A 25,435-nucleotide genomic window follows, 5' to 3' on the forward strand; every position below is an offset into this window, starting at 1 on the left:
ATATGTCCAGCGGGAAATCTTATTCTAACTTTAGATAATATCTGTCCATATGCCAGTATTGGATTTACATACAGAATTATTCATGCAAGCTTTACAAAGTGTAAGGCGGCGTAATGTCATCATTATGGAGTAACGATTACACTCTCATGCCCAGCAGTGGGGTATGCCTCCTTCCCAGGATACCCGCTGTTGTAAGATTCGACGTCAGGACACTCAGATAGGCACAGGCATGGCACATCTTTTATTAGCACAAACCAATGATCACATCCTTCTTAAACCTGAGCACCGTTTTGGTCGGGCAGAGAGTGAGGTTGATACTCAGGTGTTAGGAATCGAAATATCGCGTCACCATGCTGTTATTGCATGGACAGGTCAGCATTGGGCGCTCAGAGATATCAGTAAAAATGGTGTGTTTGTGAACCAGCTCAAGATATCGCCCGATACAGATAGAGTGCTTAACTTGGGTGATGTGATCACTTTTTCAGACTTGCACCCTCACAGCTTTATTGTGAGTTGCTTAGCCCCTCCCGATTAAATCAGGCTGACGTCCTAAAGCGCGCGGCCCATGACGACAAATTGAAGCTCGGGGAATAAAATGCCAGCCTGGGGTGGTAGCAGCACCTCAAAGCGATGTGACCGCATAGCTGCGACCCGTGAAACCGGGCAATCTAACACGATATTACGACAGCCCAGTTCGTTAGCATGCATCAGGCGCGATTTAATCAGTTGATTTGCCAACCCTTGATTACGCCACTGCGTAGCGACGGCGAGCCGTCCCCAGGTTGCCAGTGGCGTGGCCAGTTGGTGACCCAGCGATTGGTAAAGTTGTTTTTCAGGTAAATGTGTCAGGTCAGTGCAAAGGTTCATTCTGGCTGTGGCGATGATATTTCCCTGATGCTCTGCCAGCCAGATATATGCCTCAATATCTGCGCGCTCGAGCCAGGAATCGGATGTTGAACAGTGGCTGATGGTATGGCCTTGCTCGCGCCATACTTTACTGCGAAACCGGCCCAGTCTATGCCTGTCTGTATCGCTAAGTTTGCCCGGTGCATAGCACTGCAGTGAATAGGCTTGCGGTTGTGGTTGGATGAAAGCTGTCATTATGATCCTTTATTGAGAGCAATGACTGCTCAATATTAGCCCATAAATAAAAACACGCTAGATTTTCTTCCAGTTTGAATTGACGAGAAAGTGGGGGAATGCAGGCGCAGTGTGCACCTGCAATGAAGGCTTTAGCTATGGTAGTTTTCGCAGGCCTCAAGTGTGTTCTCAATCAAGCTTGCGACTGTCATAGGACCCACACCACCAGGCACTGGCGTGATGAAGCTGGCGCGTTGCTCGGCTACATCATATTGTACATCGCCAACTAGCTTGCCAGATTCTAAACGGTTGATACCTACATCAATGACCATGGCGCCTTCTTTAATCCACTCACCCGGAATAAACTCTGGCTTGCCCACGGCAACAACTAACAGGTCCGCGCGTCTCACATGTGCTTCCAGATCCTGGGTAAATTTATGACAAACAGTCGTCGTGCAGCCTGCCAGCAACAACTCTAATGACATTGGGCGACCGACAATGTTCGATGCACCAACCACGACAGCATGCATGCCTTTATACCTGACACCGGTAGAGTCCAGTAACGTAATGATCCCTTTTGGAGTACAGGGGCGTAGTGCTGGCATACGTTGCGCCAGTCGTCCGACATTATAAGGGTGAAAACCATCAACATCTTTGTGAGGGTGGATACGTTCCAGCACTTTCTCGGCATCTAATCCATCAGGCAATGGCAACTGAACAAGGATACCATCAACATTTGGATCCTGGTTAAGCGTGTCCACCAACTCCAGTAATTGCGCTTCACTTGTGTCTGCGGGAAGATCATATGACTTAGATACGAAGCCTACTTCTTCACACGCCTTGCGCTTTGAGCCTACGTATACCTGGCTGGCGGGGTCCTGGCCAACGAGTACAACTGCGAGTCCTGGTGCTCTGAGCCCCTGATTGATCCGCGCTGCAACGCGGTTGGCTACGGTACTGCGAACTTGTTTCGCAATGACTTTACCGTCGATGATGTTTGCCGTCATGACTGACCTTTAAATTTAAGGGTTAATTACTTGAACGATTATAGAGTGTATTAAAGGGGGTACTCTATTATTGGGGTTCACTGAGTCATCTGTATCAGCGTGAGGGCTTGCTCAGGACTGAGTACCGAAAAACTTAGGAAGCCGCTACTATTTTCGCAAAAATCCCCCAAATAGCCAAGCTGGATCCGACGCTGGGCAACTTTATTGTCTCGGTGAAAGGCAAAATTGCTGAAAAACCAGTCGCCTTGTTATATAAATTAAACGTTTTGCAGTAAAAATAGTCAGTTGGCATGATTTCTAAAAAAAATGTTTGACCTCACCCAGGCAAATCACTATTATGCACCCCGTTGTCAACGAGGGGCTCGCAAGAGAAACTCAGAAAATAACACAATCGGCGATTAGCGCAGCTTGGTAGCGCACTTGGTTTGGGTCCAAGGGGTCGCAGGTTCAAATCCTGCATCGCCGACCACTTTACTCTCTAAGGGTAAAGTAAATCAACGAAAGTTGGTGGTATGCACGAAGAAGCATTCTTTGCGCCGCGCCCGTAGCTCAGTTGGATAGAGCAACGGCCTTCTAAGCCGTCGGTCGAAGGTTCGAATCCTTCCGGGTGCGCCATTTTATATCCACATTGTAGTGGCGGCTGTAGCTCAGTTGGTAGAGCCCCGGATTGTGATTCCGGTTGTCGCGAGTTCAAGCCTCGTCAGTCGCCCCATCTACAAAATCTATATGTTCGGCGATTAGCGCAGCTTGGTAGCGCACTTGGTTTGGGTCCAAGGGGTCGCAGGTTCAAATCCTGCATCGCCGACCATCTTCAAAAAGTTAAAATTCGGCGATTAGCGCAGCTTGGTAGCGCACTTGGTTTGGGTCCAAGGGGTCGCAGGTTCAAATCCTGCATCGCCGACCATCTCTTCTCTTCTTAAATTCATCCAAATATTGTTTTATCTCTTTATTTTTGCCCTTTGCTATATCAATTATTTGCTGTGATTACTCGACTCTCCCGTTTTATAGGTTATAATGCCGCGTCTATTATTTAACATAGCGCCCTGTCTGGGCAGGCAGCAAGTCTGACGGGGATCAGCACTGATTCTAAACATCAAATGTAGGGGTGTTTTTTGCGGTGGTCTGCTCAATCGAGATTGCGTAGATATGATGCTCTGCTGTCATCTGATCTGATAAAAAGTCGGCTTGTTTGTAAGGAAGGCGCGTAGTCGCCAAAAATGAAAATTGAGGTTATATCATGCAAGTTTCTGTTGAGACGACTCAAGGTCTTGAGCGCCGTCTGACTATCACAGTTCCAGCTGAGAACGTTGAGACTGAAGTAAAAAAACGCTTACAACAACTGGCTAAAACACAGCGTATCGACGGCTTCCGTCCGGGTAAAGTACCAGTATCTGTTATCAAAAAGCGCTACGGTGCAGCGGTAATGCAAGAAGTTGCAGGTGAACTGATGCAGCGTAACTACATCGAGGCGATTGTTTCTGAGAAGATCAATCCTGCTGGTGCACCTACTTTTGCTCCTAAATCATTAGAAGCAGGTAAGGACCTTGAATTTGATGCGACTTTTGAAGTTTATCCAGAAGTTGAACTGAAAGACCTTGAAAAGATTTCAGTTGAGAAGCCTGTTGTTGACGTGACTGAAGATGACTTGGCTAACATGCTGGAAACGCTGCGTAAACAGCACGCAAGCTGGACTGAAAGCGATGCTGCAGCGGGTGAAAAAGACCGTGTAACAATCGACTTCCTGGGCACTGTTGAAGGTGAAGAGTTCGAAGGCGGTAAAGCTGAAGACTTCCCACTAGAGCTAGGCCAAGGCCGCATGATCCCTGGTTTCGAAGATGGCATCATCGGTAAGAAAGCAGGCGAAGAAGTGGTTGCTGACGTGACTTTCCCTGAAGAGTACCACGCTGAAAACCTGAAAGGCAAAGCAGCACAGTTTAAAATCACTGTGAAGAAAGTTGAAGTTCAGGAACTGCCTGAATTGACTGACGAGTTTGCAACTAAGTTCGGTGTAGCTGAAGGTGGCGTTGACGCACTGAAAGAAGAAGTGAAGAAAAACATGACGCGTGAACTTGGTCAGGCTGTAAAAGCTCAGATCAAAGATCAAGCTATCAAAGGTCTGCTAGAGACTAACGAAGTTGACGTGCCTAAAGCACTGATCGACCAAGAAATTGACGCGCTACGTCAGCAAGCTGCACAGCGTTTCGGTGGCGATGCTAAGAACATGCCAGAGCTTCCGGCTGAGCTGTTCCACGAACAAGCAGTAACACGCGTTAAAACGGGTCTTCTGCTAGGTGAAGTGATCAAGGCGAACGACATTAAAGTAGACGATGCAAAAGTTGAAGAGTTAATCGAGACAGTTGCTTCTGCTTATGAAGATCCAAGTGAAGTTGTTGCTTACTATAAAGGCAACGACCAGCTAATGCAGCAAATGCGTAACGTTGCAATGGAAGAGCAGGCAGTAGATGCGATTCTGGCAGCTGCTCAGGTTGCTGATGTTGAGAAGTCTTTTGACGACATCATGAACCCACAACAGGCGGCTCAGTAAGCCCTTTTGATCTCGTCAAAGACGAAATTATTGACTTACTGTTAAGCTAACGTTTAAATGGCTCGTATTGCTCTGTGTTTTGCAGTGCTGCGAGCCATTTTTGTTTATTTGCTCAAAGCAACACGGTGGTGTGTATACTTTTGTTTATCAGCATCTCATGTATAAACTTATGTCTATAAACTCCCAGTCAATTGAGTAAACGAATTTCGCTTGTCTTCCCGATGAGACTGACAGGTGGCCAGGTTTTGCAGTGCACTTCCCTGTTTATAAGGAATCTATAAAATGAATGACGGTATGTTTGATCCTCTAAACGCTTTAGTCCCGATGGTTGTTGAACAAACAGCAAAAGGTGAGCGTTCGTATGACATCTATTCTCGTTTGCTTAAAGAGCGGATCATTTTCTTGACCGGTCAGGTTGAGGACCATATGGCAAACTTGATCGTTGCTCAGCTGCTGTTCTTGGAATCAGAAAGCCCCGAAAAAGACATCTACCTTTACATTAACTCTCCGGGTGGCTCTGTTACTGCGGGTATGTCTATCTATGATACGATGAATTTTATTAAGCCAGACGTTAGCACTGTGTGTGTAGGGCAAGCCGCAAGTATGGGCGCATTTTTGCTGTCTGGTGGCGCGAAAGGCAAGCGTTACTGCTTGCCAAATTCACGTGTGATGATCCACCAACCTCTTGGTGGCTTTCAGGGCCAGGCGTCCGACTTTGAAATTCATGCGAAAGAAATCCTGACGATCAAAGAAAAGCTTAATCGTCTGATGGCTGAGCATACGGGTCAGCCCTATGAGGTGGTTGCGAATGATACCGATCGTGACAACTTTATGAATGCAGAACAAGCCGTAGATTATGGCCTGGTTGATGCCGTTCACAGCAGCAGAAACATCAAGTAATCTATTTGGGTCAGGGGCAATCTGAGATTCGTTAGATAAATGCAACTGGCCCGGCTATGCTAAAGACAAATTTCTTTGGTATAGTTAAAATATGTATTGTGTTATCTAAATTGATAACTGACCAAATTTAAGAGGTAGCTGAATGTCAGACACTCCTACAGACGGCGACAAGAATAGTAAGCTCTTATACTGCTCATTTTGTGGTAAGAGCCAACATGAAGTACGCAAGTTGATCGCTGGTCCGTCAGTGTACATTTGTGATGAATGCGTCGAACTGTGTAACGACATCATTAGAGAAGAAATCAAGGATATAGCGCCGCAACATGATTCGTCTGATAAATTGCCGGTACCTAGAGAGATCCGTAATCACCTTGATGACTATGTAATCGGCCAGGAGCATGCTAAGAAAGTGCTTTCGGTTGCGGTATACAATCATTACAAGCGTCTAAAAAATCAGGGGCTGAAAGGTGATGTTGAACTAGGCAAGAGTAACATTTTGCTGATCGGCCCAACAGGTAGTGGTAAAACGCTCCTTGCAGAAACATTAGCTCGCTTGCTAGACGTCCCCTTCACTATGGCAGACGCTACCACGTTGACTGAAGCTGGCTATGTGGGTGAGGATGTTGAAAATATTATCCAAAAGCTCTTACAGAAATGTGACTACGATGTAGAGAAAGCACAACGTGGTATTGTCTATATCGATGAAATAGACAAAATTTCACGTAAGTCAGATAACCCGTCGATCACACGTGATGTTTCTGGTGAGGGTGTGCAACAAGCATTACTAAAATTGATCGAAGGTACGGTTGCATCCGTTCCACCGCAAGGTGGACGCAAACACCCTCAGCAAGAGTTTTTGCAAGTCGACACATCAAAAATCTTATTTATCTGTGGTGGGGCATTTGCTGGCCTGGACAAGGTGATTGAACAGCGCAGTCACACTAACACAGGGATCGGATTTGGTGCTCAGGTTAAATCTTCGGACAGTGAACGATCTTTGAGTGAAACCTTCAAAGATGTAGAGCCTGAAGACTTGGTCAAGTATGGCCTAATCCCTGAGTTCATTGGTCGATTACCTGTAGTTGCTACTTTAGCTGAGCTGGATGAAGACGCTCTGATCCAAATCCTCAATGAACCTAAAAATGCATTAACTAAACAGTACGGTGCGTTGTTCAAGATGGAAGGGGTCGAGCTTGAGTTCCGCGAAGATGCGCTCAAAGCAATTGCGCATAAGGCCATGGAAAGAAAAACGGGTGCTCGTGGATTACGTTCCATCGTGGAAGGTGTGCTACTTGACACCATGTACGAACTACCTTCGATAGAAGATGTGAGTAAAGTTGTGGTAGACGAAACCGTCATTAAAGGTGAGTCAGACCCAATTTTAATATACGAAAATAACAATCAGGATAAAGCAGCGTCGGAGTAACGGCCTCGTTTTATCGCAAAAGGAGCCTCAGGCTCCTTTTTTTGTCTACAGTTTGTTAGTACCAGCAATCTATAATACCAATTTTACTTAATACCTGTTCAATTTGACGGAGCAAATATGACGCTAACAGCGTTAAAAATTTCTCATTTAGAACAACTAAATAGCAAAATTTTTGCCTTGTTACCGAGCCTATTTTCTCGCCTCAAAATAGAACACTTAATTAAGCAAATTGGTATAAACTCAAACTAGAAATCGATACGGGTTGGTAGATAGGTTGAACTTTTTGAAGACAATCCCCATATACCACCCTAATCCTTGAAATTAATGAAGTGCGAAGAGAATATAATGACGCTTGAGAGAATGGATCGAGTCGAAATACCCGTATTGGCACTGCGTGATGTGGTCGTATACCCTCATATGGTGATCCCGCTGTTTGTAGGCAGAGAAAAATCAATAAAATGCCTCGAAGCTGCGATGGAAAATGACAAGCAAATTTTTTTAGTGGCACAAAAAGAGGCATCTATTGATGATCCCGACACTGATGATATTTATCAGGTCGGTACTGTCGCCACTGTCTTGCAATTACTAAAGCTGCCTGACGGTACGGTCAAAGTACTGGTAGAAGGCACTCAGCGAGCGAAAATTGAAAAGTTTCTGGTCACTGACGATTACTTTTTAGCAGAAGCGCAGTTTATTGCCTCCGAAAACATTGAAGGCCCGGAGCAGGATATCTTTATTCGCAGTGCCATTAGTCAGTTTGAAGGGTATGTAAAGCTCAATAAGAAAATTCCGCCAGAAGTACTGACTTCTGTTTCTGGTATTGATGAAACGGCACGCCTAGCAGATACCATGGCGGCCCACATGCCGATTAAAGTGCCGGAGAAACAAAAAGTACTGGAGCTTTACAACGTCACTGAACGTCTAGAGTACCTGATGGCACTGATGGAAGGTGAGATTGACCTGCTGCAGGTTGAGAAAAAAATCCGTTCGCGCGTCAAAAAGCAGATGGAAAAGTCTCAACGTGAGTACTATCTCAATGAGCAAATGAAAGCCATCCAAAAAGAGCTGGGTGAGCTCGATGATGTGCCAGACGAGTTTGAAGCATTGAAAAAACGCATTGCTGAAGCTCAGATGCCTAAAGAAGCGGAAGAAAAAGCGACTTCGGAGCTAAACAAGCTTAAGATGATGTCGCCGATGTCGGCTGAGGCGACTGTGGTACGTTCCTACATTGATACTTTGATAGGGGTGCCGTGGAAAAAACGTTCAAAGGTCAAAAAGGACCTTGCGAATGCGCAAAAAATCCTCGACGCAGACCACTATGGACTTGAGAAAGTCAAAGAGCGCATTATCGAATATCTGGCGGTTCAACAGCGCACCAATAAGTTGAAAGGACCTATTCTATGTTTAGTCGGTCCGCCAGGGGTAGGTAAAACCAGTTTGGGACAATCTATTGCTCGTTCAACGGGCCGTAAGTATGTGCGCATGGCACTGGGGGGCGTGCGCGATGAGGCTGAGATCCGAGGCCACAGACGTACCTACATTGGCTCTATGCCAGGTAAGCTGATCCAGAGTATGACCAAAGTGGGTGTAAAGAATCCATTGTTCTTGCTGGATGAAATCGACAAAATGTCTTCTGATATGCGTGGCGATCCAGCTTCAGCATTGCTCGAAGTACTGGATCCTGAACAAAACAGCAGCTTTGCCGATCACTATCTGGAAGTAGAGTATGACCTGTCTGACGTCATGTTTGTTGCTACATCCAATAGCTTTAATATTCCGGGGCCACTGCTTGACCGAATGGAAGTGATCCGCTTGTCAGGCTACACCGAAGACGAAAAGCTCAACATCTCTAAGCAGCATTTGATCCCGAAGCAAATCAAGCGTAACGGATTGAAGGAGCACGAGATTGAGATTGAAGATAGTGCCATTATTGATACTATCCGCTACTACACACGTGAAGCAGGCGTACGTAACCTGGAGCGTGAAATGTCAAAGCTGTGTCGCAAAGCGGTTAAGAGTATTCTGCTAAGTAAGTCTAAAGACAAAGTGGTGATCAATGCCGACAACCTGGAAAGCTATTTGGGTGTTCAACGCTTTGATTACGGTAAAGCTGAAGATGGCGACCGCGTTGGATTAGTGACCGGTCTGGCTTGGACAGAAGTGGGTGGCGATTTACTGACTATCGAGTGTGCAGCGGTGCCAGGTAAAGGCAAACTTGCTTATACCGGCTCGTTGGGCGATGTTATGCAAGAGTCGATTCAGGCTGCAACGACGGTTGTACGCAACCGTGCTGACAAGCTCAGAATTAATGACGACTTTTACGAGAAGCGTGATATCCATGTGCATGTGCCTGAAGGTGCGACACCCAAAGACGGGCCAAGTGCGGGGATCGCAATGGTGACAGCCCTGGTCTCAAGCCTGACTGGCAATCCCGTGCGTAGCGATGTGGCGATGACTGGCGAAATCACGTTGCGTGGTGAAGTGTTACCAATTGGTGGGTTAAAAGAAAAACTGTTGGCGGCACACCGAGGTGGCATCAAAACCGTTGTCATTCCTAAAAAGAACGAGCGCGATCTCAAAGAGATCCCGCAAAATGTTCTGGAAGGTCTTGAAATTCATCCGGTGAGCTGGATTGATGACGTTTTATCACTGGCACTTGCTCATCCGGTAGACAGTTTTACCATTGAGTCGCAAAAGTCGGCTGGGTAAAACAGAAAAAGTACATAAAAGTGCGTAAAAAGGGTTTTCAAATCTAAATGGTATGCTAACTTAAGCACTGTATTTAGCCTGGTAGCTCACAAACCCCCGTAGTTACTAGGCTTTGAGACATTAGATGAAATAGAGAATCGTCAGATTTCTCTGAGTTAACTACAAAAGTGATGTTAGTGGTAAGCCCTCATCGCTCTTGATAATAACAATGTAAGAGGATGATATTGTGAATAAATCTCAATTAATCGATCAAATCGCAGCTGATGCTGATATTTCTAAAGCGGCTGCTGGTCGTGCTCTGGATTCATTCATTGAGTCAGTAACTGGTGCGCTAAAAGACGGTGACTCAGTTGCCCTAGTCGGTTTTGGTACTTTCTCAGTACGCGAGCGTGCAGCACGTACTGGTCGTAACCCACAAACTGGCGCTGCAATCGAAATCGCTGCAGCTAACATCCCTTCTTTCAAAGCCGGTAAAGCTCTGAAAGACGCGGTAAACTAAGCAGATTCAGCTCAATCTGTCGAACTACCTATGTTAAGATAGTGTAATTGGACGAGATAAGCTTCAAGATAAAAAGCGTATCTGCTAAGATACGCTTTTTTTATACCATCTGGATGATGCCGCATATTGGTTTGTTCCATTCTGGACTGAGCTAATCATACCGTAGTGTCAGTGGCTTGCTGACAGGCCGCATGAATAAGCTTGCAATCGCAGCACTAATCCATATAAATAGGTACAGAGACAAGACAAGTACTGATGTGACACGCACAACAGACTTGGATATGCGATAAACCCAAAGTACTGAACGTGCTTTGACTTAGATAAGAGATAGAATAAATGCTAGAAAAGATTAGAGAAGGCTCACAAGGCCTGGCAGCCAAAATTATTCTTGGTGTGGTGATCTTGTCTTTTGCGTTGGCAGGGATCGGTGGTTACCTAGGTCAAACCACAGAGCAGGCCGTAGCAGAAGTCAATGGGGTAAAGATCACACAAATGGAATTCTCACGTGCCTTTGAAAACGAACGTGCGCGTCTGGAACGTCAGTTTGGTGAATATTTTACGCAAATCTCTGCTGATCCGGCATACATGGCTCAGGTCCGCAGTGGGGTCGTTGACCGCCTGGTACAACAAGAATTACAAAACCAGTTGGCGGTAGAGCTGGGGCTCAGAGTAAGCGATGAGCAAGTGAAGCAGGCAATTTTTGAGCTGCCTTACTTCCAGCTTGGCGGTGAGTTTAGCAACGACAGATATCTACAGCTGATCCGTCAGATGAACTTCCAACCGGATACTTTCCGTGAATATATGCGCGAAGAGATGACCCGTAATCAATTGGTTTCAGCTGTGGCTGGTTCTGATTTTGTGCTGGACAACGAGCTTAAGCACACCTTGGCCTTGCAGCAGCAGACCCGTGACATTGACTACATGACGCTGAGCAAAGACTCTGTGAAGCAGGACGTTGCTGTTACTGAGGAAGAGATCTCAGACTACTATCAGCTGAACCAGGAGCAATTCCAGGCGCCTGAGCAAATTGCATTGCAATATCTCGAGCTTAAATCTGAAGATATTACTCTGGATAAACCTATCACTGACGAAGAAGTGCGTGCGTACTATGAAGAAAACCAGGCACAGTATTTGGAAGAAGAGCGTCGTCGTGTGTCACACATTCTGATTGAGAGTGCTGAAGACGCTGACGCGGCGAAACAAAAAGCGGAGTCGCTTTACCAGCAGTTGCAAGGTGGTAAAGACTTTGCGGAGCTTGCATCTACTGAGTCAGATGATATTGCGTCTGCTGAAGTGGGCGGCGATCTGGATTGGATCGAGCGTGATATGATGGAACCTGAGTTTGAAGAGGCAGCATTTGCACTCGCAAACGTCGGAGATATCTCTCCGGTAGTAGAAACTGAATTTGGTTTCCATATCATTAAGCTGACAGACCTTCAGGCGCAGCAGTCTAAAGCATTCGAAGATGTAGCAGCAGACTTACGGGCAGAGTTAGAAAGCACAGCGAAGGCAAATGCCTTTTATGAGAAGCAATCGCAGATCGCTGAAATCGCTTTTGAAGTTGCAGACTCTCTTGAAGATGCAGCAGCTGTGGCTGACATTGAGCTGAAAAGCACTGAGCTGGTATCGCGCATGGCGTTGCCTGCACCGCTTAACGACCCGACAGTCGCGAATGCAATTTTTACTCCTGAGCTGATCGAAGACCGAGTAAACTCAGAAGTATTAGAAGCGGGTAACGAGCACATTGTTGTCGTGCGTGTGTTGGACCACAAGCCTGCAACAGTAAAGCCGCTTGAGGAAGTGACCGCACAGATCAAAACGCGTCTGGAGAATGAAAAGGCTTCAGAGCTTATCAAAGAGAAAGCGAAAACTTTATTTGCACAGCTGGAAGACGGCAAAGCACTGAGCGATATCGCGGCTGCGGAGTCTGCCGAGGTTAAAAGCGAAGCTGCGCTGAAGAGACAAAGCTTTGCAGTTGCTCCTGAGATTGTCCAGCAGGCATTTAAATTGGCACACCCTGAGAGTGACCAGACACTGCCTGCACTAGTTGAGCTAAATAGCGGTGACGCGGCACTGTTGGTACTGAAAGGCGTAACTACCGCTGCTGTTACAGGTGATGTTGAACCGCAACAGAAGCAGAACATTACGATGTCGGTCGTGAATAAGAACTTCCTGGCGCTATTGAATGCGCTGGAGTCTGACGCTGATGTGGTTCGCCCGACGCTTCAGTTCAGCGACGAAGTTCAATAATACAAGGTATTGAATAAAAAACGCCGGCATTGTCCGGCGTTTTTTTATGTCTGGATAATGCGTTAGTTGGTTTATACAGCCAGAAGCTTTTGCATGACTTTAGATTTGGGCGCGCGAAAGATAGACTCGCTGTTACCATACTCTACGCTTCTACCCCGGCTCAGTACGAGTAACTTGTCACTCATATGGCGTACCAGACTCAGGTGGTGGGTGATCAAAATGTAGCTGAGCCCGGAATCACGTTGTAACTCCAGCAACAGGTTGACGGTCTGAGCACGGACTGAGGGGTCGAGCGATGACAGCGCTTCATCTAACACCACGACTTTGGGGTCCAGAATTAATGCTCTGGCGAGTGCGACCCGCTGCAATTGTCCGCCACTGAACATATGCGGATAATAGTCATAGTGCTCGGAGAGCAACCCAACCCGAGATAGCGTGGCGACGATTTTTTTGTCACGCTGGTGTTTGGTCAGCTGAGTGTTCAATCTCAGACAGTCGTCCAGCATATCGCCAATAGTCAGGCCGGGGTTGAGTGAGCGAGTTGGATCCTGAAAGATAAGGCGAATATGGCGACAGTCATGGTTTTGCTGGCCGTTGTCTTCAATCATTTCACCGTTTAGTAAGATCTGCCCTGAGTCAGCATGTTCGGCGCCTGCCAGCACACGAGCCAGAGTACTTTTGCCAGACCCCGTTTCACCAATAACCGCCAGCGTTTCACCAGGAGCAACTGCGAAGGAAACGTCTTTAAGTACTTTGACGCGCTTTCTTTTGAACAGGCCAGCGCGCGTGTTAAAAGTCTTATTCAGTGATTGCACCTTTAACACGGGTTGCATTTTTTCTTCTCCTGGAGCAATGGAAAGTGACAGGCATAAGCATGACCGTGCGACTTAACCTGATCTGGTGTAACGACACACTCACGCTGTGCTTGGGGGCAACGAGGCCCCAGCCGGCAACCAATTGGTAAGTGTTGTAACGGTGGTATGGTGCCTTTAAGTGCAAAGAAAGACGCTTTGTGGCCAATCCCGTGGGCGTAGTCAGGCAGTGATTTCACAAGCGCCTGTGTATAGGGATGGTAGGGGTGACAAAATACTTTGGTTGTGGGCCCTGCTTCGACCATCTGGCCACAGTACAGTACATGCATGGCATGCGACCAGTCCGCGATCTCCTCCAGCTCATGGGTGATCATCAAAATTGACATATTTTTAAGCTGATTAAGACTTTTTAATAAGCGAAAAACCTGCGCCCGGGTAGTGGTTTCCAGAGCTGTAGTCGGCTCGTCGGCAATTAAGAGTTTGGGACTTCTGGCGATGGCCATAGCGATCATCACCTTCTGACAAACACCCTCAGAAAGCTCGTGGGGATAGCTGCTCGATACACGGCGGTGATCCCGGATCCCGACTTTGTGCAGCAAGGCTTTTACTTTTTCCCTGCGTTCACTGCGGCGACTAAAAAAGCCGCCTTTAAAACAGCTATCGGGCAGTGATTCTGCCACTTGCTCAAAAATTTTGGCAGTTGGATCCAGACTTCGGCTTGGTTCCTGATAGATCATGGCAATATCCCGGCTCACCAGTTTACGGCGTTTTTCCGGGCTCAGGCGCATCAGGTCTACCCCTTGCCAGTGCATTCGGTCAGCAGTTACGCGCCAACGGTTATTTAGAACCCCAACAATGGCTTTTGCTATCAAACTTTTGCCAGATCCTGATTCACCGACCAGGGCATGTACCTCACCCTCCTTAAGGCTCAGGCTAACTCTGTCAACAGCACGGATCACGCCATTGTCAGTAGGTAACTCGATGGTGAGATTTTTAATATCAAGTAACTGCATTAATCTGCCTTTCTCGCCTGCAATGCGTCGCGTAGACCGTCACCGACAAGGTTAGTCGCAAGCACGGATAAAAACAACAGTGCTCCGGGCAGACCCACAGTCCAGGGGGCCAGATAAATCAGCCCCAAGTTCTCTGCGAGCATTGCTCCCCACTCAGTGGTGGGGGGTTGGGCTCCGAGCTTCAAGAACCCCAGGGCCGCGATATCCAGAATGGCAGTCGACAGTGCCAGGGTGAAAATAACCACGATATGCTCATAAATATTAGGCAGCACACCTCGAATGATTAATTGCCAGCGGCTTGCGCCATCCAGTCTGAACGCACTGATGTAATCTTTATTAAGTTCTTCAACCACCAGATTACGGATTGAATGAATATACTGAGGTAGCAGCGCGAAAATAATCGCCCATACAGTATTAAACAGGCCGGGACCTAAGATGGCGATAATGATGATAGCCAGTAGCAGTGACGGAATGGCCAGGGTAATATCCAGCAGGTGGTTGAGCAAGCTAGACTTAAAGCCCTGACTACATCCAGCTAAGGTGCCCAGGACAACGCCCATCAGAGTCGTTAACAGCGCTGCGACGATTGATAGACCAAAGGTATAAGTGGCACCTCGCATAAGGCGAGACAAAACATCACGCCCCAAATCATCAGTACCCAGAATAAAGTTAACATTCCCCTCATCGTGCCACGAGGGGGGAAGTAATAAGGCATCGGCATGCTGCTGGTCAATACCATAAGGGGCCAACAATGGTGCCAACAGAGCTAACAGCGTCAATGCAATAAATAGCCACAGCCCAACGAGTGCCGGGTGGTTCGCTTTAAACTTACGCCACAGCCGGGATAGCGGAGAGCGGTTAGACTCCTCTGTAAAGAGATTAAACTTTGCCATGAGCCTGATTCCTGGCTAGCGGGTCAAGGAGTGTGTGGATCACATCTGCCAGCATATTCGCGAAAATAACAAAAAAAGAGACTGCCAGCAGACCGCCTTGAATGGCCGGATAGTCTCGCTGATAAATGCTCTCTATCATCCAGCGACCGATCCCTGGCCAGGAAAAAATCACTTCAGTTACCATCGCCAGCGTGATCAGCGTACTAAATTGCAGGCCTACTTGCTTGATCACCGGTAATAAAGCGTTGCGTAATGCATGGTCAAGGATCAACTGCCGACGGTTAAGGCCTTTGGCCCGCGCTGTTTTAATATAGTTTTGCTCCAGTACAGTGAGCATCGAGTCGCGGGTAAAGCGCACCAGAACTGTGGTAGGGTACATGGCCAATACTACCGTCGGCAGCGTCAGGTGATGCAGCGCATCTGCAAAGGCTTGCCCGCCATAGGGAAAGTCGTGCAGCCAGATGTCCAACAATATAAAGTTAGTGACAGGCGGTATTTCGTAGAGCAGACCAATACGACCTGACATTGGAAACCAGCCAAAACTGAGACAAAAGATCATGATCAGTAACAGCGCCAGCCAGAAGACCGGTATTGAAAAGCCAAGCAAAGTCAGCGAGCTGATCACTTTATCTGGCCACTTATTGTGATAAGCACTGGCAATCACTCCCGCGGGAATACCAAGGCATAGCGCGACAATCAATGCGTAGACACACAATTCTATGGTGGCCGGAAACAGCTGTTTTACATGACCGAATACCTCCTGGCCGGAAGATAAAGACAACCCCCAATCACCTTGAAAGAGGCGGATCAGAAAGGCCTGGTACTGGACCAGAAGACTGTCATCGATATGGTATTTCTGCTGCAAAATTTGTGTCTGGCTAAAATTGGCATTCAGTTCACCACTGAAGTTGGTGAGCAGATCTCCCGGAAACAGATAATTCAGTGCAAAGGTAAACGCAGTAAGCGCAAACAGCATGAATAGCAACAGGCTGAGGCGGCGAAGCAAAAAGTCTGCAAACATAATCAGTTTTTCCTCGCGTTAGCCAAAGAAATACCACCAAAAGGACGTAGCTCTATGCCCATCACACTGGTATTACTTGCCTGAAAACGCATACCATGCGCAATCGGTACCACGGGCAGCTCTGTAATTAACATTTGCTGAGCTTGCTGATAAAACTGTTTACGCTCCTGCAGATCACTGGTATCGAGTGCCTGAGTCAGTAATAAGTCGAACTCCGGGTTACACCAGTTTGCGGGGTTTTTACCACTGAATGTTGCCGTGCAGCTTAACAAGGGGCTGAAAAAGTTGTCCGGATCTGGCGTATCTGCTGCCCAGCCGAGCAGTACACTGTCGTGTTCGTGTTGGCCAACCCGCTCCAAAAAGGTGTTCCACTCGTACTCAACTATGGTCGCACGGATGCCAATTTCGCGCAGATCGCTCTGAATAAGTTCGGCCATTTTTCGTGCATTGGGATTATAAATTCGAGAAACCGGCATTGCCCACAAATCCATTTCAAAGCCATCTGGATACCCAGCCTGTGTCAAAAACTCTCGGGCACGCTCCGGGTCATAGCTGGGCATAGCCTGAGTTTGAAAAGCCCAGGATGAAGGTGGCAAAATCGAGCGAGCCTGGATCCCGTTGCCATAGAATACTGCTTTCATGATTTTCTGAAAATCGATACTGTGCGCCAGTGCCTTACGCACCAGAACATTATCAAAAGGTGGTTTCTCGGTGTTAAACGCCCAGTAACCAACATTCAGGTTGACGGCTTTATCAACTCGGATGTCCTTGCGCGCTGCCAGGGTTTCAAGTTGAGTAGCACTGGGGTGGGCTGTAATATCACACTCTTTAGTCAGCATTTTAGCGATGCGACTGGTATTGTTGGTGGTGATATCATACACCAGCTGATCCATGGCCAAGTCGTGCTTCCAGTAGCCTGGATGCTTGTGGTAGCGGATCAGGTTGTCACGCAAAAAACCCTTGTATTTGTAGGGACCTGTACCCACAGGCAAGATATCGAAATCTTGTTTGCGTTCCAGTTCGACCAGCTGCATAGCATACTCATGCGAAAGGATCACAGCAAAGTCTGTGGCGATGTTTGATAAAAAGCTACTTTCACTGCTGAACAGCTCAAATCGCACAGTATAATCATCTACTTTGACTATCTGGCGGATCAGCTGATCCATGCCCACACTTTGAAAATAAGGGTAATTTGCATCGCCCACAAAGTGGAATGGATTGTACACATCGAACAGGCGGTTAAAAGAAAACACCACGTCATCAGCGGTCATAGTGCGGGTCGGGGTAAAATAGTCTGTGGTGTGAAAAGTGACGCCTTTGCGCAGCGTAAAGGTGATTTGCTTGCCATCCTCACTGATTTCCCAGCTGGTTGCAAGCTCAGGACGGAACTCAGCCGTTAGGGGATCAATACTAATTAGCGTGTTATATAACTGGTTGGCGATAATATCGATAGTCGATCCGGTCGTAGTCACCTGCGGATTGAATGACACCGGGTTGGCTTCGGCGCAATAAACTATCCCCTGGATTTTGCGTTGGGCCTGTGCTGTGTTGTCACTACAGCCAGCGAGCAGTGCACTAAGCAGGGCTGTCATGGGTAATAGCCAGTAACTAGCTAAGTACCTGTACTGTTGCAGGGCGCTGGGCGTCTGGGTGGGTGGTTTGTCAGTTGCTCTGTTAGCCACGGCTAAGCCTCTTGTTGCGAGTCCAGTAGGTTGTACTTCTTCAGGTAACCACGCAGCTGATGATAGGTCAGCCCCAGATTCTGAGCGGTTTTTTTCTGGTTAAACTGGCTATGCTCTAGCGCATTGCGCAGCAGGTCTATTTCAAATTCATTAGAGAGTGACTTCAGGTCGCACGGAAACGAGGAGACAGCTGGTTTAGTTTGCGGCGTTTCTGCCATGGCAATGGGAGCTGTCGTAGTGGCCTGAGCCGATATATCTGCGGCTTTTTTGATTCTTTGTGTAGGTCTGTAGGGGCTGGCAAACGGGTCGAATACAATCTGGTGTACTGCCAATTGTTCGCTGCCATGACGATACAAACTTCGTTCTACCACATTTTTTAGTTCACGAATGTTGCCCGGCCAGGGGTAATCAAGTAGCAACTCTGTGGCACTACGAGTAAAACCACTGAATAAAGACCAGCCTAAATCACGGGCCATGTTAATAGCAAAGTGTTCGGCCAGCAGCAGGATATCTTCTTTACGTTCGCGCAATGGCGGCAACGTAATAACGTCAAAAGCTAAACGGTCGAGCAAGTCGTGGCGAAACTCGCCATTATCAGCAAGGGTTGGTAAGTCTTCATTGGTCGCGCAGACAAGCCGGGTATCTACTTTGACCGTTTGTTTCCCGCCAACTCGCTCAAATTCGCCATACTCTATGACCCGCAGGAGTTTTTCCTGCACCATGGCCGAGGTATTGGCCAGCTCATCAAGGAACAGGGTGCCGCCGTTGGCACGCTCAAAGCGACCTTCATGCCGTTTACTGGCGCCGGTGAATGCGCCACTTTCGTGACCAAACAGTTCGCTTTCCAGCAGGTTTTCGTTTAGTGCAGCACAGTTGAGCTTGACATAATTCTGGTCCCATCGCTCGGATAAATAGTGTAAACGGGCCGCGATTAACTCTTTACCGGTTCCCCGCTCACCGATGATTAGCACCGGCTTTTCCAGCGGAGCAAGCTGAGATACCTGATCCAAGACAGCAAGGAAGCTATCCGACTGGCCGAGTAAATTATCCTGTTGGCGAAACTGACTCATATTGCCTAACTCTTAGTATTTTTGACTAACATCTAGTGTATTTTAAAAAAAGATGAAGCGAAAGTATTTTTCTATTATTATAACTTGTTGATTTAAATAAATTAAATTTATCGAAAAGTTGGCAAGCTAATTGATATATCTAATCAGCAAACTAAATTACTAACCAAAGAGGTAATAGATTATGGGAATCTTTTCACGTTTTGCTGATATTGTTAATTCTAATATCAATGCGATTCTGGATAAAGCGGAAGATCCAGAAAAAATGGTCCGTTTGATCATTCAGGAAATGGAAGACACCTTAGTGGAAGTGCGCTCGACGTCGGCAAAAACGCTGGCAGAGAAAAAGGAGCTGGAGCGTCGCGTTGAGCAGTTACGTACTCAGGCAGATGACTGGCAGCAAAAAGCAGAACTGGCACTGACTAAAGACCGTGAAGACCTGGCACGTGCGGCCTTGCTTGAAAAGCAAAAAGCCACCGATGCGGCAGACAGCGTGACACAAGAGTTGGCACATGTTGAGTCGCATATTGAGAAGCTGCAACAGGAAGTCACCACATTGCAGGAAAAGTTGGCTGATGCAAAAGCGCGTCAAAAAGCCATTGTATTACGCCAGCGGTCAGCCGAGTCTCGTCTGGATGTCAAGAAGGCACTGGATAGCAGTAAAGTTGAAGATGCTCTGAATCGCTTTGAGCGTTATGAGAGCAAAATCGATGGTCTGGAATCTCAGGTTGAGTCTTACGACTTAGGCAAAAAATCATTGGCAGATGAAATTGCCGATCTGCAGAAGAATGAGAAAGTGGATGACGAACTTGCGGCATTGAAGAAAAAATTAGCCGATAAGTGAATTTGACTGCACCTGCTGTTAAGGTAGGTGCAATAATGAAAAGAACAACGTGCCCAGGTTAGACAGGAGAGGAATATGTTTGATGCAGAGATTTTAGTCGCCCCGATCATCATCTTTATGATTGTTGTGGCACCGCTATGGTTGATCCTGCACTATCGTAGCAAAAAGCAGGTCAGTCAGGGGCTGAGCGAGCATGAACACCGCCAGCTGGTAGAGTTGGCACACAAAGCAGAGAAAATGGCGCAACGCGTTGAAACGCTGGAGGCCCTGCTTGATCAAGAGTCACCAGAGTGGAGACGCAAAGTATGAGTAAACGTAGACGAGAATTATACCGTGACCCAAAAAGGGGCAAATTAGCGGGCGTGTGTGCGGGGCTGAGCGACTACTTTGATATGGAGCTATGGCTGGTCAGGATCTTGTTTGTAACTGCGGTACTGTTATCCGGTGGGCCGCTGTTTATTGTAGTCTACATCGCCTGTTGGTTTATTCTTGATAAAAAAGCAGAGACACCACAGGCGCCAGGTGCAGACAGCAACTACTCAAGTAAAGACGAAGATCCTGTGTCGGTAAAGTTTAAAGTCTGGCAAAAAGGCGAGCCGCCACGTCAGGCGCTGTTTGACCTGAAAGAGCGCTTAACGCGTCTTGATGGTCGTATCCAGCACATGGAAACGTATGTGACGTCGAGCGAGTACACGGTAAAACGCGAAATCAATAAATTATAGTAACTGACAGATACGCAAAGGGGCGCTGCCCGGGCGTCGGCAGCTCAGCCACCTTTGCTCACAGAATAAGGAATGTGTGCCTTTATGAGTGTATCGGGCCTCACTGCCAGAGCGCTGCAAAAATTACAGCAAACTACCCATAAAACCCTTACCCGAAGTCTGGACAGACATGTCAAACTGGCTGTAACTGGTTTCAGTGGTAGCGGTAAAACCGCTTTCATCACGGCTTTGGTAAAACACTTAACCACTCAGGCTACGGCACAAAACCTGCCTTTTTTGGAGGTAGTGCGAGAACAGCGCCTGGTAGCCTGCAAACAGGTGCCACAAAGTGCGCTGGATATTCCCAGTTTTGAATACCATAATGCGGTAAGTCATTTATTAGCTGATCCCCCCAGCTGGCCGCCTTCAACACAGCGGATCAATACGCTCACACTGGCATTGAAATTTCGATCCGGAAAAGGCGTCAGGCAGCATCTGAGCGAAACCCACACCGTCTATCTTGAACTGATTGATTATCCGGGTGAATGGTTAATGGATTTACCTATGCTCAATCAAAGTTTTGCTCAGTGGAGCGAGCAACAGCTCAGGAGGCTGGCTCAACCTGATTACGCGCAGGCAAGCGCGCCTTTTTTACAGCTACTGGCTCAATTTGATGCGCACGCAACGGTCAACGAAAGCGAGCTGGCGGCAATGGCAAGCGTTTACGCGGATGTCTTAAAGCAGCTCAAGGCTCAGACCCGGCTGGCGCAGTTGCAGCCCGGGCGTATGCTGATCCCCGGAGAGCTTGATGGTGCGCCGATTTTACAGTTTTTCCCATTAACCGCCCCGGGTAATACGGCGGAGCAGACTCAGTATCATCACCTTGAACAGCGCTTCGAGGCGTACAAAAAACAAGTGATCACGCCTTTTTATCGAGAGCACTTTTGCCGCTTTGACCGCCAGCTTGTACTGGTGGACTTGCTCAGTGCACTTAACGATGGCTATACCACGCTGACGGAAACGCAAAGTGCATTAAGTGATACGCTGGCAATGTTTCGTCATGGTAAAAGTGGGATCTTGTCACGGCTATTTCGTCCCAGCATAGATAAGGTGTTGTTTGCGGCGAACAAATGCGACAGTGTGGCGCTGGCCGATCAGGATAAATTGACACGTTTATTGCATTCTTTGCTCTTACCCAGCGAAAACGAATTAAAATTCTCAGGCGTAGAAATCGATACTATGGCAATTTCGTCGGTGAAAAGCACGCAGCCAAAGCAGGTGACCGAACAGGGGGAAACTTTATCCTGTGTTTATGGCAAGCCAGTCGGCGAATCGAATTATATCAGCTACCTGCCGCCGATCCCGCCAGAACATTTGCCTGGCGTGCAGCACTGGCCAAAACAAGGATACGAATTTTTGTCTTTTGAACCTTTCCCTGCCTACCAGGGGCAAATTGAGCATATACGTCTCGATCATGTATTACAGTTTTTATTGGGAGATAAACTTCAATGAGTGAGCCTGCCCAGTCACATCGCGGACGACGGATCCATGTTGAAGCGGCCCCCGAGGCGCCACAATCAACGACAGCTCCACAGGCCGAACAACAGGCGCGGCGCGTTGAACAAGGCGCAGAGCAGGCTGATATGAGCAAGTCTGATGGGCGTGAGCAAGCGCTTGATACTGAGTTGCAAGCGATCCCCTTGGAGCCTGTTGTACAACCGGCCCAATCTGGGCTGACCTGGCGTAAGTTATTGCTGCTGGGCCTGGCTGTTCTGATCCCGGTAGAAATGACCTTGACATTGCTCGATGCACTTAACCGCAGCTGGGTTTTGGCCGGATTATATGGACTGGTGATTGTCAGCGCACTGGTTGTGCTGGCTAAGTTCGGCTGGTCTGAAGTCCGCGCCCTTGGCAGGTTAAAAAAGCTCGAGCAGCAACGCGTCGGGGCACAAAGGTTGTTGAGCAGCAACCAAATTGGAGAGGCACAAACCTGGTTAAAGCCACTTCTGAAGCAACACGACCAGCAGCAGGTCAGCCAGTTTATGGCCACTATACAGCCTCATTTTACTGATAGGGAAGTACTGGCACTGTACGACAAAACCTTACTTCAGGATGTAGATGAGCGTGCCCGGACACTCATTGCGCAATTTGCCAGTACATCTGCCTTGATGGTGGCGATAAGCCCGATGGCCATTACAGATATGCTGGCCGTGTTGTGGAGAGGCGTTGTTTTAATAGAGAAGATCAGCCAGTTATACGGAATTAAACTGGGTTATCGCAGCCGCATTGAACTTTACCGTTTGCTGCTCAAGCAGATCATCTTTGTCGGGGCCAGTGAATTACTGAGCGATCTGGCAGCCACCAGCCTGGGTGCCGAATTGTTGGGTAAACTGTCAGCGCGTTCTGCGCAGGGGCTCAGTGCTGGCGTTTTCACCGCTCGACTGGGATACAAAGCCATGGCCTTATGTCGACCTATTCCCGCCAGTGCGCCTGCTTCTGGCTACTTATCACAGACGGCACGTAAACTGGCGAACCTGTTAATCCGTCAGTCTACTGACAGGTCCGATGAGAAAGCTAGAAGGTAGCGTGTAAATACTTACTTTTGTTTTTGCTCCTGAATCGTCTGAGTTTTGACTTATATCCTTCTGCCCTTTGACAACTTATGTGTACACTCGGGTTAATTTAACCGGCCCGGGTTAGCCATCTGCGCGTCCGGCACGCTTGTACATTGCGGTGTCTTGGAATATCTAATTGGTATTCGTCCGAATAACAAAAATAGGCAAGCAATGAAGAAGTTACATGATCAGACCAATTGTATTCATGGTCCACACCACTTTGATGATCCACATGGTGCCCTGACAGCACCTCTGTATCAGAGTTCGACGTTTAAGTTTAAGGATGCGGCGCAAGGCGCTGCGCGTTTTGCTGGAGAAGAAGCCGGCTATATTTATACCCGCCTTGGCAACCCGACCACCCGTGAGTTGGAAGAAAAGCTGGCGCAGCTCGAAGAAATGGAAGATGCTGCCGCTACGGCGACAGGCATGGGTGCAGTATCTGCCTCCGTGCTGAGTTTTTTACAGCAGGGCGATCATTTAATAGCTTCTAAAGCCCTGTATGGGTGTAGCTTTGCTTTGTTTGCACATATGTTACCTAAGTTCGGCATTGAGGTGACTTTTGTCGACATGACGGACCCGCAAGCACTGGCCGATGCGCTGCAGCCTAACAGTAAGATGTTGTTTGCCGAAACACCGATCAACCCTAATATGACGGTACTGGATTTAGCCATGCTGGGACAGTTTGCTCAGCAACACAAGTTGATCAGCGTGGTCGACAACACCTTTATGACCCCCTTACTGCAAAAGCCCAAACACTTTGGTATCGATATCGTGATCCACAGTGCGACCAAGTACCTCAATGGCCATGGTGACGTCGTAGCCGGTATTGTCTGTGGCAGTGCTGAACATATAGAAACAATCAAGCTCACCGTACTAAAAGACATCGGCGCAACTATCAGCCCACACGATGCCTGGCTTATCAACCGAGGTCTTAAAACCTTACATGTGCGCGTTGCAAGGCACTGTGAAAATGCGCAGAAGGTGGCCGAGTTTCTCGATAATCATCCTAAGGTCGACACCGTTTACTACCCTGGTTTGCCATCTCACCCTGGCTACCGTTTCCTCGGAGAGCAGATGAAAGGCGCCGGTGGTGTGATTGCATTCGAAATTAAAGGCGGGGTCAGTGAAGGCGAAAAGTTCATTAATGCGACTGAGCTGTGCACCCTGGCAGTAAGTTTGGGCGATCCAGAAACACTGATCCAGCATCCGGCATCTATGACACATTCGCCTTATACGCCTGAAGAGCGTCAGGCAGCCGGGATCTCGGATGGCCTGATCCGTATATCCGTTGGGCTTGAGGCCGTCGAAGATATCATCGAAGACCTGGATAAAGCGTTTTTGTGTATTTAAATGTTTACACTGAGTGTCCGTGTAAGGCTTTATTTATATAGGGTGTGTTATTTAGTGGTCAATGGTGTAAATCATGTTGTACAAAATTGACCTTTCTGGCCAGGCCGATTTCAGGCCTGGCTATTAAACTTTTCCTCACTTTTACATAGTATCCGGATAACACTTTGACGCGTTGTTTTTGTTCAAATGCGACGCATTACCAAGAAGGTTACTATGGCTAAATCGAGTAAATACACGTCTAAACAGCCCAACGAGCAGGGCCTGATCGAATGGACAGAAGAAGAAAATCAGATCTGGTCTGAACTGGTTGCCAGACAGCTTGAGTGCATCAAAGGCAAAGCGTGTGATGAATATCTCGAAGGCCTGCAAAAAATCAATTTACCCCACGACCGTATCCCGCAGCTACACGAGCTGAATGAGGTACTGGAGCGTGAAACGGGCTGGCAGGTCGCGCCAGTACCGGCACTAATCGATTTTGATGAGTTTTTCCGCCTGCTGGCTAACAAGCAGTTCCCGGTTGCGACTTTTATCCGCAGTCGCGAGGAATTTGATTACCTGCAGGAGCCGGATATCTTCCACGAAATATTTGGTCACTGTGCGATGCTGACCAACCCTGCATTTGCGGAGTTTACGCACAAGTACGGTCAACTGGGCTATGCCGCAGAGAAAAAAGACCGCGTATACCTGGCCCGTTTGTACTGGTTTACCGTTGAGTTTGGCTTGATGCAAACCAAAGACGGCCTGCGCATTTATGGCGGCGGGATCTTATCAAGCCCGGGTGAAACTCAGTACGTTTACAGTGGTGAGCCAGAGATCAACCCGTTAGAAGTACTTGATGTGCTTCGCACACCGTATCGAATTGATATTATGCAGCCTTTGTACTACACCATTAACGCCATTGACGATTTGTTTGATATCTCACAAATGGATATTATGGCGCAGGTACGTAAGGCCAAAGAACTGGGTCTGTTTGAGCCTAAGTTCCCACCTAAAAACAAACTAGCAAGTTAAGGATTTATTG

The 25,435-nt window shown here is 47.7% G+C and carries 22 protein-coding genes and 5 tRNA genes; 19 read left to right on the forward strand and 8 right to left on the reverse strand.

Annotated features, from left to right (window positions below; genetic code table 11):
• The first annotated feature begins 229 nt into the window (after positions 1 to 229).
• Positions 230 to 535 (forward strand): FHA domain-containing protein, encoded by a 306-nt coding sequence (locus CWB98_RS11765; RefSeq protein ID WP_171045639.1) that lies wholly within the window; start codon positions 230 to 232, stop codon positions 533 to 535.
• Between the two features lie 14 nt (positions 536 to 549).
• Here the strand turns inward: CWB98_RS11765 and CWB98_RS11770 are convergent, their stop codons facing one another.
• Positions 550 to 1,101 carry a GNAT family N-acetyltransferase gene (locus CWB98_RS11770; protein WP_138545068.1) on the reverse strand — a complete coding sequence of 184 codons (552 nt, stop codon included), beginning with the start codon at positions 1,099 to 1,101 and terminating at the stop codon, positions 550 to 552.
• Between the two features lie 131 nt (positions 1,102 to 1,232).
• Complete coding sequence (gene folD, locus CWB98_RS11775; protein WP_138545069.1) at positions 1,233 to 2,087, reverse strand: bifunctional methylenetetrahydrofolate dehydrogenase/methenyltetrahydrofolate cyclohydrolase FolD; 855 nt, start codon at positions 2,085 to 2,087, stop codon at positions 1,233 to 1,235.
• A gap of 392 nt (positions 2,088 to 2,479) precedes the next feature.
• On the opposite strand from folD, the gene CWB98_RS11780 reads away from it, so the two are divergent.
• From CWB98_RS11780 to CWB98_RS11830, 11 genes are all read left to right on the forward strand, one after another.
• Positions 2,480 to 2,556, forward strand: a tRNA-Pro gene (locus CWB98_RS11780).
• Positions 2,557 to 2,625: 69 nt separating this feature from the next.
• Positions 2,626 to 2,702: transfer RNA gene (locus CWB98_RS11785), tRNA-Arg, on the forward strand.
• A 21-nt stretch (positions 2,703 to 2,723) separates the two neighbouring features.
• Positions 2,724 to 2,799, forward strand: a tRNA-His gene (locus tag CWB98_RS11790).
• Positions 2,800 to 2,818: 19 nt separating this feature from the next.
• Positions 2,819 to 2,895 (forward strand) — tRNA-Pro (locus tag CWB98_RS11795).
• Positions 2,896 to 2,914: 19 nt separating this feature from the next.
• Positions 2,915 to 2,991 (forward strand) — tRNA-Pro (locus CWB98_RS11800).
• A gap of 333 nt (positions 2,992 to 3,324) precedes the next feature.
• Positions 3,325 to 4,632, forward strand: coding sequence for a trigger factor (gene tig, locus CWB98_RS11805; RefSeq protein WP_138545070.1), 1,308 nt, complete (start codon positions 3,325 to 3,327; stop codon positions 4,630 to 4,632).
• Positions 4,633 to 4,914: 282 nt separating this feature from the next.
• Positions 4,915 to 5,532 (forward strand): ATP-dependent Clp endopeptidase proteolytic subunit ClpP, encoded by a 618-nt coding sequence (gene clpP, locus CWB98_RS11810; protein WP_054017318.1) that lies wholly within the window; start codon positions 4,915 to 4,917, stop codon positions 5,530 to 5,532.
• A 142-nt stretch (positions 5,533 to 5,674) separates the two neighbouring features.
• On the forward strand, positions 5,675 to 6,958 hold the full coding sequence (gene clpX / locus CWB98_RS11815) for an ATP-dependent protease ATP-binding subunit ClpX (protein WP_054017319.1): 1,284 nt from the start codon (positions 5,675 to 5,677) through the stop codon (positions 6,956 to 6,958).
• Between the two features lie 345 nt (positions 6,959 to 7,303).
• Positions 7,304 to 9,667 carry an endopeptidase La gene (gene lon, locus CWB98_RS11820; protein WP_138545071.1) on the forward strand — a complete coding sequence of 788 codons (2,364 nt, stop codon included), beginning with the start codon at positions 7,304 to 7,306 and terminating at the stop codon, positions 9,665 to 9,667.
• A 226-nt stretch (positions 9,668 to 9,893) separates the two neighbouring features.
• Positions 9,894 to 10,166, forward strand: a complete 273-nt coding sequence (gene hupB / locus CWB98_RS11825; protein ID WP_010386462.1) for a nucleoid-associated protein HU-beta — start codon at positions 9,894 to 9,896, stop codon at positions 10,164 to 10,166.
• 336 nt (positions 10,167 to 10,502) lie between these two features.
• Positions 10,503 to 12,416, forward strand: a complete 1,914-nt coding sequence (locus tag CWB98_RS11830; RefSeq protein ID WP_138545072.1) for a SurA N-terminal domain-containing protein — start codon at positions 10,503 to 10,505, stop codon at positions 12,414 to 12,416.
• A 71-nt stretch (positions 12,417 to 12,487) separates the two neighbouring features.
• Here CWB98_RS11830 and CWB98_RS11835 read toward each other — a convergent pair whose 3' ends face one another.
• From CWB98_RS11835 to pspF, 6 genes are all read right to left on the reverse strand, one after another.
• The gene (locus tag CWB98_RS11835) at positions 12,488 to 13,249 is read right to left on the reverse strand and encodes an ATP-binding cassette domain-containing protein (RefSeq protein WP_138545073.1); all 762 of its coding nucleotides are present in this window, start codon (positions 13,247 to 13,249) and stop codon (positions 12,488 to 12,490) included.
• On the reverse strand, positions 13,234 to 14,241 hold the full coding sequence (locus CWB98_RS11840) for a peptide ABC transporter ATP-binding protein (RefSeq protein ID WP_138545074.1): 1,008 nt from the start codon (positions 14,239 to 14,241) through the stop codon (positions 13,234 to 13,236). The genes CWB98_RS11835 and CWB98_RS11840 overlap by 16 nt, the downstream gene beginning before the upstream one ends.
• The gene (locus CWB98_RS11845; RefSeq protein ID WP_049863397.1) at positions 14,241 to 15,134 is read right to left on the reverse strand and encodes an ABC transporter permease subunit; all 894 of its coding nucleotides are present in this window, start codon (positions 15,132 to 15,134) and stop codon (positions 14,241 to 14,243) included. The genes CWB98_RS11840 and CWB98_RS11845 overlap by 1 nt, the downstream gene beginning before the upstream one ends.
• Entirely contained in the window at positions 15,121 to 16,155 is a 1,035-nt protein-coding gene (locus tag CWB98_RS11850) for an ABC transporter permease (protein WP_138545075.1), read from the reverse strand. Before CWB98_RS11850 ends, CWB98_RS11845 begins: the two co-directional genes overlap by 14 nt.
• 2 nt (positions 16,156 to 16,157) lie before the next feature.
• On the reverse strand, positions 16,158 to 17,747 hold the full coding sequence (locus CWB98_RS11855) for an ABC transporter substrate-binding protein (RefSeq protein WP_138545144.1): 1,590 nt from the start codon (positions 17,745 to 17,747) through the stop codon (positions 16,158 to 16,160).
• Positions 17,748 to 17,839: 92 nt separating this feature from the next.
• Positions 17,840 to 18,907 carry a phage shock protein operon transcriptional activator gene (gene pspF, locus CWB98_RS11860; RefSeq protein WP_138545076.1) on the reverse strand — a complete coding sequence of 356 codons (1,068 nt, stop codon included), beginning with the start codon at positions 18,905 to 18,907 and terminating at the stop codon, positions 17,840 to 17,842.
• A gap of 181 nt (positions 18,908 to 19,088) precedes the next feature.
• Here pspF and pspA point away from each other — a divergent pair, with 181 nt between their 5' ends.
• From pspA to phhA, 7 genes are all read left to right on the forward strand, one after another.
• Entirely contained in the window at positions 19,089 to 19,748 is a 660-nt protein-coding gene (pspA, locus tag CWB98_RS11865) for a phage shock protein PspA (RefSeq protein WP_054017327.1), read from the forward strand.
• Between the two features lie 75 nt (positions 19,749 to 19,823).
• Positions 19,824 to 20,057: an envelope stress response membrane protein PspB gene (gene pspB, locus CWB98_RS11870; RefSeq protein WP_010386732.1), complete on the forward strand. Its 234-nt coding sequence runs from the start codon at positions 19,824 to 19,826 to the stop codon at positions 20,055 to 20,057.
• Positions 20,054 to 20,470 (forward strand): envelope stress response membrane protein PspC, encoded by a 417-nt coding sequence (gene pspC, locus CWB98_RS11875; protein WP_138545077.1) that lies wholly within the window; start codon positions 20,054 to 20,056, stop codon positions 20,468 to 20,470. Before pspB ends, pspC begins: the two co-directional genes overlap by 4 nt.
• Before the next feature lie 84 nt (positions 20,471 to 20,554).
• Positions 20,555 to 21,961, forward strand: a complete 1,407-nt coding sequence (locus tag CWB98_RS11880; protein ID WP_138545078.1) for a YcjX family protein — start codon at positions 20,555 to 20,557, stop codon at positions 21,959 to 21,961.
• Positions 21,958 to 23,034, forward strand: a complete 1,077-nt coding sequence (locus CWB98_RS11885) for a TIGR01620 family protein (RefSeq protein ID WP_138545079.1) — start codon at positions 21,958 to 21,960, stop codon at positions 23,032 to 23,034. The genes CWB98_RS11880 and CWB98_RS11885 overlap by 4 nt, the downstream gene beginning before the upstream one ends.
• A 201-nt stretch (positions 23,035 to 23,235) precedes the next feature.
• Positions 23,236 to 24,414 (forward strand): trans-sulfuration enzyme family protein, encoded by a 1,179-nt coding sequence (locus CWB98_RS11890; protein WP_138545080.1) that lies wholly within the window; start codon positions 23,236 to 23,238, stop codon positions 24,412 to 24,414.
• Positions 24,415 to 24,627: 213 nt separating this feature from the next.
• Positions 24,628 to 25,425 (forward strand): phenylalanine 4-monooxygenase, encoded by a 798-nt coding sequence (phhA, locus tag CWB98_RS11895; protein WP_138545081.1) that lies wholly within the window; start codon positions 24,628 to 24,630, stop codon positions 25,423 to 25,425.
• Positions 25,426 to 25,435: the final 10 nt, after the last annotated feature.

It is taken from the genome of Pseudoalteromonas rubra, assembly GCF_005887115.1.
Taxonomy (GTDB): Bacteria; Pseudomonadota; Gammaproteobacteria; order Enterobacterales; family Alteromonadaceae; genus Pseudoalteromonas; species Pseudoalteromonas rubra_F.

Excerpts from the sequence above, each read along its gene's own strand:
- CWB98_RS11765 (WP_171045639.1), top strand. The coding sequence starts at position 230 with ATGGCACATCTTTTATTAGCACAAACCAATGATCACATCCTTCTTAAA.
- CWB98_RS11770 (WP_138545068.1), bottom strand. The coding sequence starts at position 1,101 with ATGACAGCTTTCATCCAACCACAACCGCAAGCCTATTCACTGCAGTGC.
- folD (WP_138545069.1), bottom strand. The coding sequence starts at position 2,087 with ATGACGGCAAACATCATCGACGGTAAAGTCATTGCGAAACAAGTTCGC.
- tig (WP_138545070.1), top strand. The coding sequence starts at position 3,325 with ATGCAAGTTTCTGTTGAGACGACTCAAGGTCTTGAGCGCCGTCTGACT.
- clpP (WP_054017318.1), top strand. The coding sequence starts at position 4,915 with ATGAATGACGGTATGTTTGATCCTCTAAACGCTTTAGTCCCGATGGTT.
- clpX (WP_054017319.1), top strand. The coding sequence starts at position 5,675 with ATGTCAGACACTCCTACAGACGGCGACAAGAATAGTAAGCTCTTATAC.
- lon (WP_138545071.1), top strand. The coding sequence starts at position 7,304 with ATGACGCTTGAGAGAATGGATCGAGTCGAAATACCCGTATTGGCACTG.
- CWB98_RS11830 (WP_138545072.1), top strand. The coding sequence starts at position 10,503 with ATGCTAGAAAAGATTAGAGAAGGCTCACAAGGCCTGGCAGCCAAAATT.
- CWB98_RS11835 (WP_138545073.1), bottom strand. The coding sequence starts at position 13,249 with ATGCAACCCGTGTTAAAGGTGCAATCACTGAATAAGACTTTTAACACG.
- CWB98_RS11840 (WP_138545074.1), bottom strand. The coding sequence starts at position 14,241 with ATGCAGTTACTTGATATTAAAAATCTCACCATCGAGTTACCTACTGAC.
- CWB98_RS11845 (WP_049863397.1), bottom strand. The coding sequence starts at position 15,134 with ATGGCAAAGTTTAATCTCTTTACAGAGGAGTCTAACCGCTCTCCGCTA.
- CWB98_RS11850 (WP_138545075.1), bottom strand. The coding sequence starts at position 16,155 with ATGTTTGCAGACTTTTTGCTTCGCCGCCTCAGCCTGTTGCTATTCATG.
- CWB98_RS11855 (WP_138545144.1), bottom strand. The coding sequence starts at position 17,747 with ATGACAGCCCTGCTTAGTGCACTGCTCGCTGGCTGTAGTGACAACACA.
- pspF (WP_138545076.1), bottom strand. The coding sequence starts at position 18,907 with ATGAGTCAGTTTCGCCAACAGGATAATTTACTCGGCCAGTCGGATAGC.
- pspA (WP_054017327.1), top strand. The coding sequence starts at position 19,089 with ATGGGAATCTTTTCACGTTTTGCTGATATTGTTAATTCTAATATCAAT.
- pspB (WP_010386732.1), top strand. The coding sequence starts at position 19,824 with ATGTTTGATGCAGAGATTTTAGTCGCCCCGATCATCATCTTTATGATT.
- pspC (WP_138545077.1), top strand. The coding sequence starts at position 20,054 with ATGAGTAAACGTAGACGAGAATTATACCGTGACCCAAAAAGGGGCAAA.
- CWB98_RS11880 (WP_138545078.1), top strand. The coding sequence starts at position 20,555 with ATGAGTGTATCGGGCCTCACTGCCAGAGCGCTGCAAAAATTACAGCAA.
- CWB98_RS11885 (WP_138545079.1), top strand. The coding sequence starts at position 21,958 with ATGAGTGAGCCTGCCCAGTCACATCGCGGACGACGGATCCATGTTGAA.
- CWB98_RS11890 (WP_138545080.1), top strand. The coding sequence starts at position 23,236 with ATGAAGAAGTTACATGATCAGACCAATTGTATTCATGGTCCACACCAC.
- phhA (WP_138545081.1), top strand. The coding sequence starts at position 24,628 with ATGGCTAAATCGAGTAAATACACGTCTAAACAGCCCAACGAGCAGGGC.